Here is a 13,890-nt window from a genome sequence, read left to right as displayed (position 1 = left end):
TTACTCACTTCTGCGCTCCGTTTAACCGGACTGCAAAGATACAAACTTTTTTAAAACTCACAACTTTTATTTCTAAAAGTTTTAAAAGTTTTTCGATTGTCTCTTAAAGCTCGTATAAATAGTTAATGCTTATCTAAAAGCTCTTCTGTGCTACTGTCCTACTCTCGTTTTTCAGTGGGGCAAAGATAACAACTTATTCATACGCAAAACAAGTTTATTTAACATAAAGTTTACAATACATTCATAATGGGGATAAATATCATTTTAAACCATTAATTAATAGAGTATTATAAGGATAATACAGTTATCCACAATGAGGGAGGATAATAAGTAGGAGTTAAAAGATGCACTAAAAAGATGAAGGAAAAGGCCTAGAGTCTCGATTTTGGCTAAAGCCATCCTATTCTGCTTCTGTTGTAAGCGGGCTAACGCCCCCTTCTATTGAATAGGTTTTCTGGAGATAGGTGAAAATCACACAGAATTTATGATACCATATAAATAGTAGTGTCTGGCTTAGAAAAAGCGTTTGATTAATACCTTATATATATAGTATCCTATTAAGCATCCTATAGTATCTGCTACGATATCTAAAGATTCCATGGATCTGCCTAATCCCATCTCCTCCTGAAAGATCTCGGTAAGGAATGCATATATAAGGATGATCTGAAAAAAGTATGAAAATTTAATTCTGGGAAATGCTGCAATGAAGGAGAACCCTAACATGGCAAATATGCTCACATGTAAAACTTTGTCGATACCGCTGAACATAAACCAGTATTCCTGGTTCTCTTCACCCGGCTTCAGGAGCATATAAGTAAGAAATGCCCAATAAATGGGCAAAATCTTACTGAATATTTTTGAAATCTTATCCAATGATTGCCTGGTATTCTTCTGCAGTAAGCAGTTCTGAATGATCAGCACCATCAGCAAGTTCTAATTTAATGATCCAACCGTCTCCGTAAGGGTCTGTGTTTAACAGCTCAGGCTGAGCTTCCAATTCTGAATTAAATTCAATAACTTTTCCTGCAATAGGTAAGAATAAATCTGAAACCGTTTTCACCGCTTCTACACTTCCGAAAACCGCTCCCCCTTCAAGATCATCATCTACAGTATCTACATCTACATATACGATATCGCCAAGTTCTCCTTGTGCAAAATCTGTAATACCAATTGTAGCTACGTTACCTTCAATCTTGATCCATTCGTGATCTTTCGTGTACTTTAATTCTGATGGTGTATTCATTTTAATTTTTATTTTGTACAAATGTATTCAAAATAATAAAAGGTTCAAAGAAGTAATGAATATCTTGATCAAATTTTAATTATTATTTTTTTTATGATTTTATATATTCCCCTTAGTTTTAAATTAGATAAATAATAATATATATCTAATTTTATCCATTACCAATATTACTTATTATTAGTTTTTAATTCCTTTACTTCTTTACTCAGTTTATCATTATTTTCCTGAAGTGTCTTAAGTTGTTTACTTTGTTCTATCATATACAACGTTAATTCTTCAATCTTTTGAAGAAGTTTAATCTGAAACTCTCCAACATTAACCCCTTCTTTTTCCATCTGTGCTGCTGATGCTACTTCAGGAAGGTGCTTTTTCTCTTTTATATGCTTTTCCACCTCTTCCAACTTTGGAAGATCATAATTATCATTAAAGACAAAGTCAGCTGTAGGAGTAAGGGTAACTTTTATTTCTTTTGCTTCAAATTTACCTTGTAACAAAGCATTTCCGTTGGGAGAGATTTTCATGACTTCAGTCATGGTTACAGGTGAGTTTAATGCAATTTGCTGGTGACTTTTCATTAAGAAACTGATTCCTTCATTATCTAAAGTGATCGCCGTTTTTGTCCAATCAAGCGTTCCATTACTGGATAACCATCCAAGACCCGAACCATTAGCCTTAACTCCAAAGCTCATGTACGTTGATGACGAGCTTCTTAAGGCACCCCAATTATTAATTGATCCGTCTTCATATCTAATAGCTAATGCATTAATGCCTTCCGTAGAATTTGTATTGCCAGTCAGGATATTACCCAAAACATCTAATTTTTGGATTGGAGTAGAAGTTCCTATTCCTACATTTCCGTCTCTTAATAGCTGTATCCCTACTCCTGCAGAAGTCTGTAATTTTATTCCTCCATACCAATTAATATCTAAACCATCACTACTCGCTACAGGATAATGCCCCAGGTAATAATGAACAGGATCAGAATTCCCATAAAGCTTGTCAAACGGGATATCTTGGGAAAACATCATCCCAAATGAAAACAATCCAAAACTCAATAATACTCTTTTCATAGTTTAAAAATTAATTGCGCAAAGGTAATATATAGAATTCAAATCTTCCTTCATTTGTAAATTAAAACTAAAATCCCCTTCTTTTATAGAAAGGGATTTTAGTTTTAATAACTACATATTAATTTTATTTTAGAAACCACCGCCTGAGTCACCAAATGTGAACGTCGCAGACAGACCGGCTCTGATGGTAGACAGCGGGAATGCCGTCGATATTTTATACTTGGAAGTCATCTGCTCGTAGAAGACTCTTAAGTTCAGATTCTCTGAAACATTGTAGTCTGCAGAAATCTTGATATTCATCAGTTTCTGACCTCCCGTGATCTGTGAATCATCGAGCAGGATATTCATGATAGAGGTTTTACTGTCTCTCAATGAAATATCTCCTCTGATGTTAAGATCGCTTCCTTTTCCTCTGGATCCTCTTGTATTCGCCATTCCTAATCTGAAGTTCTTGACAATGTATCCCAATCGCACTACATATTCACTATTGGAGTCTTCCGTAAGGGTATGGTTCACCAATCCCAGAATCATCATTCTGTTTCTGTTGTACTGAAGTCCGAACTGCATATTGTTTCTCATGGTCACATCTATTCCGATAAGTGGTGAGAAGGATTCTACGTAGCCCACCTGAGAGAAGGTAAACGGATTGATATAATCATTATTAACATCGAATGCATTTCCTCCTGAAATCCTGTTAAAGTAATCAATACTCGACTGGATTCCTGTTGCGGTATACGTTGCGGTATATCCATGCAGGATATCAAATTTAGAGAACTGACCATTAATAATCGGAACATTTCTTAAACCTGAGTATGTAAGTCTCCAGTTTGGAATCGGGATTCCTGCTTTCTTGGCATTTCCGACCTGCTTGACAGATTTTCCTTCCACTGCTGCTCTGAACGCCGGGATTAATACGTACGCATTGGCAATACTGTAATGATCCGCAAAACCATCACTATTCAATATTTCCCCTATACCCAACTGCTGTGACAGTATTCTTGCATTCTCCCTGATTGCCTGGTAGACAGCCTGAGTTTCTTTGAATGAAGTTTTTAAAAGCACCACTGAATTGGAGTATGTCACCTGATCATTCGCGAAAGCATAATCATGATTGGCTGTTCCGAGGTTATTCCTGTTATTAAATCCGGATTGTGAAAAGTTTCTGTTATAGTTGTGCAGTGTACTCAGGTCAATCCTGAAATCATTCATTGGAACGATCTGTAAATTGGCCCTCAATTCCCTGGTCGACATCTTGATGTAAGGATCGGTCATATATGGTGAATCACTTACCCATCCGTTTTCCAGCACTGTTCTTCTGATATCTGCCTGTGATCCGAAAAGGAATCCCATCGTAGGACCTCCCAATGTCTGGCCATAACCATACATATTCGGTGCAGACAATAAACCAGGAAGTACTGTTCCGTTGTTTTCAGAGTAATTAACATCTAACTGCTTGAATGATGTCATCACAAAAGCTGCGCTCTGAAGAATCGTCAGTTTGTTTTTAAACTTATAACTCTTGTATCTGTATCTTCTCTTCTCCCACTGCTGCGTGTATGCGTTATTCAGAGAGTCTATTTCCTGCTTGCGTTTCTGCAGTTTTGCAGAGATATTCTTGAAATATTTAAACTGTCCGAAGAACTTAGGAATATCAGCTGTAGCTGTTACCTGGATCACATTGGTATTCTGACCTACAGAACCAAGGCTTCCTTCAGGACTTGAAAGGAGTGCTGTAGATCTGGCATTCCAGTTATACGTCATTCCGTAACCTACTTCTGCATCAATGAAATCTAAATACGGAAGGTACTGGAACGGCAGTTTATAGTTCAGCTGCACTCTGTGATTGTACAATACCGGTCTACCTGCTCTGAAGATATTTCCAAAGATGGATTTATTACTCATCCCATTCACGTCTATATTATCATTCAGTGTTCTTGTCGCAGAATTGATTTCCAGTTTTAATGATTTTGTAAAATTAAATCCTAAACCGTACTGCCATCCGAAGAAGAAGTTTCTGTTTCTGATCGCCGCAAAGCTATCGCCTGTGTTTCCGCTTAGGATTGCTTCTACGTTTCTAAATTCAAGCTCGTTGTAATTTCTGTCTATTTCCGTTCTGAAAGATAGTCTTGTAGGAATTGGATTGAAATTGAATTCTTTTACCCATCTCAGGTATTTTGTAGATTTCGCCGTATCACTGATCATTTTGTTGAAAGGCTTAATCACCCAAGGCTTGAAGGTATAGTTGTAATCCACATATCCTCTCAGATACTGTCTGTAGTTTTTAGAGGTGTAAATATCTCTGAAATAGTCATCGTTATAAACCGCAGTTACGGAAACGTTTTCAATATCATAGAATTTAGGCTTCTTATTTGGATTTACTCTTTCCTTGTGCATATTCACCACACCGATGCTTCTTTGCTGTGTGTATGTTCTTGCTACTTTTTTCAGCTGCTCTTTATTGGCTGCCTTACTGAATTCCACATCGGTATCAAGAGGATTGTATTTCGGATCCTCGATGGTTTGTGAATAAGAATAGTTTAACGGAATTTTCATTCCGGTTTTCTCAGGAAGTAATTTATCTACGTTTATCGCTGTATTGATACTGAATGCTGATTGCGTAGACTGTGTTCTTTCTGCCGGTTTTGAATCTATATTCCCGAAACCTACAGAGGTATAAGATGCACTCGTATTAATGGTTGCAAAATCACCAAGGTTAAAGTTCAAGCTCGCATTACCTGCATATCCGCCATCGTTTTCAATTTCAGAAAGACGGATTTCGTTTACCCAAAGAACACGGTTGATAGAAGTCTGCGGATCTGCTCTTTCGTTACCATTTCTGATACCAACCATAATAGTGGTCACATTTCCTAAACTTGGACGTCCTTTAACGTATATTCTTTTAAAGCTAGGTCCGAGTTCAAAATTCGGATCCATTATTCTTTCTGCTATTCTATTCGGATTGTTTTTGTCTCTTCTTATTTTAGCATCTACCAAATTCTGGATTTCCAGTTCAACGTCATTTTCAAACGGCCAGATTTCCATTGGTGCAGTTGCTGTACCTTCTGTTAACTTCAGGGAAGCTTCATATTCATAATAGTTGTCTGTAGCATCACTACCGAAACGAATGAAGAACTTAGTTTTACGGTCTATCTCACCACCCCCAGGTTCTCTGATATTCGGATTATGAGCGTGTACAAAAAGTTTTAGTTTTTTATATCTTCTCATATCCAGTGAAGTATTTTTGAATACTCCTCTTGCCTCGCCACTTACAAGGTCGTTCACTTTCATGTATAGAGATGCCTCATTCTGTCTTTGTGCACCAGCATTTCCGCTTAATACCTGTCTGTCGATACCAGGAGGCAATACATATGGAGGCTGATTCAGGGCATTTTCTTCAATATTTACACTTCCAACTTCAAGATTGGTAGTGTTCACCTCCACACCTCCTTCATTGGTAGCAGGATCCGGATTAGGTTGTGAAAACAGTGCAATATTTTTAGGATACTTTCTCCAGTCCGATCTTACAAGATCCAGCGTTCCAAATCTCAAAGTAGAAGTCTGCTCGAAGCCCGCAAGCATTAATCTTGCAAACCTTACGTTGTTCAGTACCGATGGGTTTCTTTCTCCTTCAGCTTCAGTTTCTGCATATTTTGAAACCGGGATTCTGAACAGGTACCATTTTACATCTGAAGTTTGCCCGTTCTGGAAACTTGCCTTTACCGTTTTTATATCTACGATATTGTTTGTTCCTAATGCAAGACTCGGCTTATCAAGCTTTACAATATATTCATTGTAGCTTTCCGTCTGGTCTAGGTTGTAATCTTTATTGATATCTTCTGCATCCGGAGTCTGTGAAGCCACTTCCAGAGAGTTGGCCTGAGAGTTCCCTTCCGGGTTTCTGAAGTATTTGTATCGCTGAACAAGAGATGAAGCCTGCCCGCCTGTAAATTTATCAGACATGAAAAACACGAAATCATCTACTGCAGGGTCAGCCAGGTTGGTCACCGGGTTTACAAATGTATTCCCGAATCTCATCGCTTCCTGATCAGAGCTTAAACCATCGTATCCTAAATCCTGAGATCTTCTGTCGTCCCCTTCACTTGAGAATGCATAAAGAATAGGTGGTTGCTTTGGCTGTACTCCCCAGTTGGAGGTAGTTGTAGTAGAAGGAGCTCCCGGAGTAGGAAGACCGTTTTCATACTGCATTTTACCGTCCTTCAGGATATCTTCGGAAACGTTTCCTAAGTGAAGTAATAGTCTGGCTCTGTTTCCTAAGGTATTTCCGTCCGCATAAGGATCCATCATCCAGAATTCCACATATTCGATGTTGGAATTCACAAAGTTGGACACACTGATCGGTCTCATGATCCCCGCCCATCTCGCAGCTGCTGTTTCAGTGCCGGGATTGACGTTATAAGGACCTTTTTCATTAGGATAATAAGAAATATCTAAGGTATTGGTGAAAGTCTGCTCACCCGCAACAAAATCTCTGTTATTGTAAATCTCGGAATACTGAACTCTTCTGGACGCGTGATTGGAAACGGACTGTGCCGTAATTCCCGCAGGCGCTCTACCTCCTACTCCCCAGAATCTAGGGTCAATATTATACCAGGAAAGAAGTCCTCTTCCATAGCCGCTTGTCAATGCATCGTCGGCAGGCGGTCCGTTGAACGGTGCCGCTGTATTTTTTTCCGGTCTTGAAGCAAGGCTCCATGCAGCCGGTTCTTTTAAAGATATCTTAGAAGTGGTCTGTTCGAAGTCATCAATATAAGACTGATCATTCGTTCCTTTATTCAGTCCGGGAAGCAAATAAGCTGCTTCCATTTTGAAGTTCAGGTTGGATGGCGCTTCGGTGTTTACTAATGGAATTTTATCGGTCAGTCTGGTCAGGAAAGGCACCTGATTGTTGTACATCATATTCACCCCTGCCATGGTGTTATTAACAGCTTCCTGTCCATAATTTACCTTCTGGGTAAGCGGAGATTCTGAATAGTTGACAACCGTTCCACCGATGATAAAGTTCTCATTAAATCTTCTTTCTAAGTTTAATCCTAAGAATCTTTTTCTCTGGGTATTAAATGTAAGCTGGTTTTCCAGTGAAATATTAATCGCCTGTCCGGACTGTTTAACGTTTTCGTTGATTACCGTTACCGTTCCGAGCATATAGTCTACGGTATAGTCTACCCCTTCCGTCAGCTGAACTCCGTTTGCAGAAACTTTTACAGATCCCTGAGGAACGTTTACCGCTCCAAGAGAAATTCCCTGTCCCTGTGTTCCTTTATAACGCCCTTCAATCGTATAACGCTGTGCAAGGTTACTGGAAGTGGCTACCTGCTTTTGCTGGCGGTAAAGGTCATTAAATACATACTGCGGATCGTTAGTTCCAATCTGACTCTCCATAAAGCTTCCGAAAGGCTGTACTTTGGTGAAAATAATCCTACCTGTTTCCGGCCGTATCGTAATCCCGTTCACAAAGTCAAAAATACCGTCTCCCAGTACACCGCTGCTGGCCTGGATATCACCGTTCATATTCAAACGGTCCCAGTTAAATAGTTTTAGTAAATTCTTATCCTGAACTGGAGTACCAGGAAGATAGTTTACCTTACCTCCACTCTTCGGATCTCTGTAGAAAACATTAAGAATAAATCCGTCCTGCGCTACCTGTCCTGCATCCAGAGAATAGATGTTCTTCATCATCAGGTCCCACATCGGAGATTGTGTATTCACTTTGTTATTTACTCTTAGAACCTTCGTTACCAGTACAGGGCTTTCTTCGGAGAATTCTCCAACTTTATATACTTTATTGCTTCCGTCTGTAAATGAGTAAGAAACGGCTAAAAGCTGATTTTCGTTCAGCTTCTGGTTTAATGAAACATATCCTAACTGAGGCTGTAAGGTATACTCATTGGTATTCAGCCTTCTTGCTTTTGTATTAAAAATAAACTGCTCGCCGTTATCATAGGGCTGCGCACTTCCCGGGAAACTCTGCCCCTGGAATGTGGTTGCATAGTTTTTACCGGCTTCTCTCGGTCCTATGGCAGCATTAATAGACTGGTATAATCCATTCTGTGAGTTATCCGGCAATCCTCCGACTCCTTCTCCAAGGTCCCTGATCCCAATGATACTTTTCTGGTAAGCCAGATTACTGTTCCCCTGGTCCAATACCCAAACTTCCAATCTGGTTACGTTGACGGTGGAATTGATCTGCGGATAATTAAGCAATGCCTGGTCATAACGGTCGAGGAAGTAATGCCCCAGGAAAAAGTGTTGGTTATCTTCGTAGTCAATAGCATTGACTTTAAAGTTATTCATAACCCCACCACCTTGTACGACAATATTTCTGGCCTCACCCTGCTGTTGGGACAGAACTACTGTTCCGAAGGTCTTCCCAAGCTGGAATTCCGACTTTACCCCGAAAAGGGATTGTGAACCACGGATAAGACTGGTAGAAAGCGGCATATTTACGTTACCGAATTCTACTCTTTTTATGATTTTATCTTCCCCTCCGGCACTTGGCTTGTCTACATCACCAAGACCTTTTGTCTGAAGGTCTTTCCAGCTTCCTTTTGCCTGCCATACGAGGTTCATTCTGTTTTCGAATGCGAAACCACTCTGGGTATCGTAATTGGCTTTCAACTGAAGGTTCTCCCCTACTTTTCCTAAAAGTCCCAGCTGTATTCTCTGGTCTATATCAAACGTAAAACTGGTCCTGTTTTGTGGCAGGATCAGCGGGTTGTCTATTTTCTGGTAAAGTCCGGCAAAGTCTAGAGAGGCATATCCTGAAGGAATGATCTCAATTTTATTACTTCCGAAAATGGTTTCAAATAATCTGTTGTTGATCATCAGAGACGGAATAAGGCCTTGCTTTTTGGCATCCGTCCTGTCTCTTCTGAAAAGGAGACTGTATTTGTCAGATTTCTCTTTGTAGTAAGCTCTTGTCTGAGTCGCGAGCATAAATTCTTTATACTCTTCGGGGGACATCGCTGTAGGCGGGCCGGTGTAGGTATTTCCAATCTTTGGATATACATAGTACATTCCGGTTTTTATGTCATAAAAGGCTTCATACCGGGTGGGGTCAGCCAGTTGATATTCTTTCTTTATGATCGCAGTATCACGTACCTGTTGTGCAAAGGCACTTACTGACATGCACAGGAACGACAGGAACAAAAATATTTTGAGATGCTTATTATTCGCCACCAAATGTTAAATGTTTTTTAAAATTTGTTTTACCAGTTCTTCTACCGTGATCTCCGGATTCTGCTTCATCATTCTGTCTGCTATCTTCTCGCTCATCCGTTTCGGGATCCCTAAAACTTCTAATGCAGATAACGATTCTTCCTTGACTTTATTATCCACAAAAGCAGAAATATTTTCTGCCTCAATGCCGAATTTCTGGACCTTATCCTTCAAATCCACTATGATTCTTTCTGCGGTTTTAGCTCCTATCCCTTTGGCTTTTTGAATCAGTGCACTATTCTTGGAAAGGATAGCCGTAGCGATCTCTTCAAGGCTCAAAGTAGATAGAAGTATAAGGGCAGAAACAGCTCCTACTCCGTTAACGCTTATTAACAGATTGAACATTTCTTTTTCTGAACGAGTGTTAAAACCAAAGAGAAGATGGGCATCTTCCCGAATGATCTGCTGAATAAATAAGAATGCCGGCTTATTCAGGGCCAGTGCCTGGGAGGTCATCAAACTGATACCTACATAGTAACCAACTCCTTGTACGTTGATCACTGCGTAAGTGGGCGTAAGTTCTTGAACGCTGCCTTGTAAGGAAAATATCATTATTAATTTTTAAAACTCCCAAATATAGCAATTTAAACTAATTAATATTTTCATTTCATGTACGAATGATTTTTAACTTAAATTTTGACTATGAATTCAATGATTTAATATAAACGTAATAAAAACAAAAAACCCATCCGGACGGACAGGTTTTGTAATGATATATCGGAGCGTAATCTTATAAAGGATTTATATCTAAACACATGCTTACGTTACAAGCACCGTTTACGCAGGTTGGGGTACAACCTACAAGACACAGCTGTCCTTGAGACGGAAGGCAATAATATCCTCCTTCCGGTGATTGAATAGGCTGAGTTCTAGGCCCTCCTCCATTGATTTGTTTTAGATTTTCTCTTGATAGTTTTTGAATGTTTTTCATTATAAATAGTTTTTAATTACACGTAAATATATTTATTTTTCTATAAAATCATTATAATTTTTCAAAAAATTCTTTACTATTTCACTTTTTCAGGAATAAAGAAAGGCTACAGCGGCTAAATTCATATTTTCAGACGAGTCTGTATTCGCATTTTTTAATGATGTTAACAATAAAAAAAGCAGTACACAAGATGAGTGTACTGCTTTTATCTGTAAAGAAGATTCTTTATTATTTTTTATTTTCTCTTCTCTGAGCATCAAGAACGGCTACCGTCGCCAGATTTACAATTTCGTCTACGCTTGAACGCATCTGTAAAACGTGTACCGGCTGCTTTAATCCCATCAGGATTGGCCCGATTACCTGAGCTACTTTCATTCCTCTGATGATCTTGTAAGAAAGGTTCGCACTTTCAAGATTCGGGAAAACGAATGTATTGGCAGGAGTAGTTCCTAATTTAGAGAACGGATAATCGCTTAAATGATCTGCATTCATCGCAAAATCCGGTTGGATTTCACCATCAACAATCATTTTAGGATATTTCTCGTGAAGAATGCTTACCGCTTTCGCTACTTTTTTGGAAGTATCGGAAATGGCTGCAAAGTTTTCGAAACCAAGCATCGCAATTCTAGGCTCTATCGCAAAAGATTTCACTGTGATTTCTGCCATTTTAGCAATGTTCACAAGGTCTTCTGCTGTAGGATTCTGGTTGATGGATGTATCAGCAAAGAAAATAGGCTTCTTTTCTGAAAGGATCATCATCATCGCCGCAATTTTATCTACGCCTTTATCTTTTTCAATCACTTCCAAAACAGGACGAAGCACTGATGTATAGTTCTTAGAGAAACCAACGATCAATCCGTCTGTATCTCCGTGTCTTAACATCAATGGACCGAAATAATCTCTCTGGCGCACATATCTTTTCGCTTTGTACTCGTTCATTCCTTTTCTCTGACGAAGTTTCCAAAGGGTTTCTCTGTATCTTTTTCTGTTTTCCTTCTGATCATCATCACTCGGATCAATAATCGGGATGTCCAGATTGATACCGAAACGCTCCATCTGTTCTTTGATGTATTTTTTATCTCCTAAAAGACTTGGGAATGCAATTCCTTCCTCATAAAGAATCTGTGCTGCTTTCAATACGTTATATTCTTCAGCATTTCCTAACGTGATTCTCTTCGGATTAGATTTTGCACGGCTCTGCATCATTCTTACCAACTTCTCGTCTCTTCCCATTCTGTCCAGCAGCTGGTTTTCGTATTCTTCGAAGTCTTCGATGGTTTTTCTTGCAATACCGCTTTCAATAGCTGCTTTTGCTACAGCACTGGACACTTTGGTGATCAGTCTGTTATCAAATGGTTTCGGGATGAAATATTCTCTTCCAAACTGTAAGTTCTGAACATTATAGGCAAGGATTACTGCTTCCGGCACCGGTTCTTTGGCAAGATCCGCGATAGCATGTACCGCTGCAAGCTTCATTTCTTCATTGATTCCTTTCGCCTGAACGTCCAATGCACCACGGAAAATGTAAGGGAATCCCAATACATTGTTCACCTGGTTAGGATAGTCGCTTCTTCCGGTTGCCATGATCACGTCTTTACGGGTTTCAAGGGCAAGATCGTAAGCGATTTCAGGATCCGGGTTCGCCAAAGCAAAAACGATAGGATTCTCAGTCATGCTGGAAAGCATTTCCGGAGTCATTACGTTTCCTTTTGATAATCCGATGAAAACATCTGAACCTTTTACGGCATCTTCCAGGGTCTCAATATCGGTATTGGCAATGAAATCTATTTTTTCAGGCGTAAGATTTTCTCTTTTATGATTGATTACCCCTTTACTGTCGCACATTAAAACATTTTCTCTCTTCAGACCTAAAGAAATGTATAAGTTGGTACATGCAATGGCAGCCGCTCCGGCTCCGTTCACAACCATTTTTACTTCTCCGATATTTTTACCGGCGATCTGAAGCGAGTTGATCAGTGCAGCAGCTGAAATAATAGCTGTTCCATGCTGGTCATCGTGCATCAAAGGAATATCAAGCTCTTCTTTCAGTTTCTGCTCGATGTAGAAAGCTTCAGGAGCTTTGATATCTTCAAGGTTGATTCCTCCGAATGTCGGAGCAATTCCTTTTACAATCTGGATAAATTTGTCCGGATCTTTTTCATCGATCTCAATATCAAAGACATTGATGTCTGCAAAGATCTTAAACAAAAGACCTTTTCCTTCCATTACCGGTTTTGAAGCTTCAGCTCCGATATCACCAAGACCTAGTACAGCCGTTCCGTTGGAAATTACAGCTACCAGGTTTCCTTTTCCTGTGTAGTCATAAACGGTTTCCGGCTTATCGTGGATCTCCATACAAGGAACTGCCACCCCTGGTGAGTATGCCAATGATAAATCTCTTTGAGAAGAGTGAGGCTTCGAAGGGATAACTTCGATCTTTCCTTTAGGTTCGGCTTTATGATAATCTAACGCGGCCTGATTAAAGTTCTTTTCGTCGCGGTGGGTTTTACTTGACATAGAATTTTGTTTTTTATTAAAGTATATACTTAATATGGTAGTCTACTAAACTTTCGATAGGTTTCTGGACAACGTGTCCTACATTTAAATGAAATTCTTCTGCAACTGAGCGCAGCGTATCTTCATAGTAATACGCAATAGAGCCGATGAAATTGATCTCGGCGTCTTTTGATTGTTTATAAGGAATGACCTGATATTCGAAGAAGTTTTTCATTTCCTCATATACCATATCTTTAAAGTAAGGATGATCCTTTCTTTCGATGACAAATTTGTTGAAATCCGCCAGCCAGGCGTTAGGTCTTGAGCTGTGATACATGTTTTTCAATGCATCTTCTATTTTCAGCCCATAATTCTGCTCAAATTCCGTATGAAGGTCTGCCGGAAGTTTTTTCATAAAATATCTTCGCACCAGCTGTTTTCCAATGGCGCTTCCGCTTCCTTCATCTCCCATAAGGAAACCAAGGGAAGGAAGTTCTATTTTAATGTCTTTACCGTCGAAATAACATGAATTGGATCCGGTTCCCAAAATACATACGACAGCAGGCTTTCCGCTATACGCAGCGTAAGCGGCGGCCACAAGATCTTCTCTCACAACCACTTCAGCTTTTGTGAATACTTTTTTCAATTCTTCCTCTATGGTTTCGCAGTTTTTTTTCACACCGCATCCGGAACCATAGAAGAAAATCTTCGTAATGGAGTTTCTCACCAATATAAGGCTGCTGTTCTTTTCTATTTCAGGAACGATAAGTTCTCTATTGATAAAATTAGGATTAAAGCCGATAGTTTCTGTTTTTAAAAACACTTTTTTGAAGTCATCAAGGATCACCCAATCTGATTTGGTAGAACCACTATCAACAATAGCAACCATATATTACATTTTAGTTTAAGGATGC

Annotated in this window: 8 protein-coding genes; all 8 read right to left on the bottom strand. The window is 39.3% G+C overall.

Features of this window, described 5'->3' with window-relative positions:
* Window positions 1–513: 513 nt before the first annotated feature.
* The gene (locus tag BM143_RS15640) at window positions 514–840 is read right to left on the bottom strand and encodes a VanZ family protein (protein WP_262484252.1); all 327 of its coding nucleotides are present in this window, start codon (window positions 838–840) and stop codon (window positions 514–516) included.
* A gap of 25 nt (window positions 841–865) precedes the next feature.
* Window positions 866–1,243 carry a glycine cleavage system protein GcvH gene (gene gcvH, locus BM143_RS15635; RefSeq protein WP_034725701.1) on the bottom strand — a complete coding sequence of 126 codons (378 nt, stop codon included), beginning with the start codon at window positions 1,241–1,243 and terminating at the stop codon, window positions 866–868.
* 167 nt (window positions 1,244–1,410) lie between these two features.
* Entirely contained in the window at window positions 1,411–2,313 is a 903-nt protein-coding gene (locus BM143_RS24185; protein WP_228430857.1) for a hypothetical protein, read from the bottom strand.
* 129 nt (window positions 2,314–2,442) lie between these two features.
* Window positions 2,443–9,459, bottom strand: coding sequence for a T9SS outer membrane translocon Sov/SprA (gene sov, locus BM143_RS15625; protein WP_090025383.1), 7,017 nt, complete (start codon window positions 9,457–9,459; stop codon window positions 2,443–2,445).
* 57 nt (window positions 9,460–9,516) lie between these two features.
* Window positions 9,517–10,101, bottom strand: a complete 585-nt coding sequence (ruvA, locus tag BM143_RS15620; protein WP_034738448.1) for a Holliday junction branch migration protein RuvA — start codon at window positions 10,099–10,101, stop codon at window positions 9,517–9,519.
* 178 nt (window positions 10,102–10,279) lie between these two features.
* Window positions 10,280–10,480 (bottom strand): bacteriocin-like protein, encoded by a 201-nt coding sequence (locus tag BM143_RS24345; protein ID WP_449384777.1) that lies wholly within the window; start codon window positions 10,478–10,480, stop codon window positions 10,280–10,282.
* Between the two features lie 228 nt (window positions 10,481–10,708).
* A complete protein-coding gene (locus BM143_RS15615) occupies window positions 10,709–12,997 on the bottom strand; it encodes an NADP-dependent malic enzyme (protein ID WP_090025382.1) in 2,289 nt (762 codons plus the stop codon).
* 16 nt (window positions 12,998–13,013) lie between these two features.
* Window positions 13,014–13,865: a BadF/BadG/BcrA/BcrD ATPase family protein gene (locus tag BM143_RS15610; RefSeq protein ID WP_072925015.1), complete on the bottom strand. Its 852-nt coding sequence runs from the start codon at window positions 13,863–13,865 to the stop codon at window positions 13,014–13,016.
* Window positions 13,866–13,890: the final 25 nt, after the last annotated feature.

Origin of the sequence: Chryseobacterium oleae, from assembly GCF_900115055.1 — a bacterium.
In the GTDB taxonomy this organism is placed as follows: Bacteria; Bacteroidota; Bacteroidia; order Flavobacteriales; family Weeksellaceae; genus Chryseobacterium; species Chryseobacterium oleae.
This window is presented reverse-complemented; position numbering and strand designations above follow the sequence as displayed.

What these genes read in the sequence shown, in the direction of transcription:
- gcvH (WP_034725701.1), bottom strand. Translation starts at nt 1,243, where the DNA reads ATGAATACACCATCAGAATTAAAGTACACGAAAGATCACGAATGGATC.
- BM143_RS24185 (WP_228430857.1), bottom strand. Translation starts at nt 2,313, where the DNA reads ATGAAAAGAGTATTATTGAGTTTTGGATTGTTTTCATTTGGGATGATG.
- sov (WP_090025383.1), bottom strand. Translation starts at nt 9,459, where the DNA reads ATGTCAGTAAGTGCCTTTGCACAACAGGTACGTGATACTGCGATCATA.
- ruvA (WP_034738448.1), bottom strand. Translation starts at nt 10,101, where the DNA reads ATGATATTTTCCTTACAAGGCAGCGTTCAAGAACTTACGCCCACTTAC.
- BM143_RS24345 (WP_449384777.1), bottom strand. Translation starts at nt 10,480, where the DNA reads ATGAAAAACATTCAAAAACTATCAAGAGAAAATCTAAAACAAATCAAT.
- BM143_RS15615 (WP_090025382.1), bottom strand. Translation starts at nt 12,997, where the DNA reads ATGTCAAGTAAAACCCACCGCGACGAAAAGAACTTTAATCAGGCCGCG.
- BM143_RS15610 (WP_072925015.1), bottom strand. Translation starts at nt 13,865, where the DNA reads ATGGTTGCTATTGTTGATAGTGGTTCTACCAAATCAGATTGGGTGATC.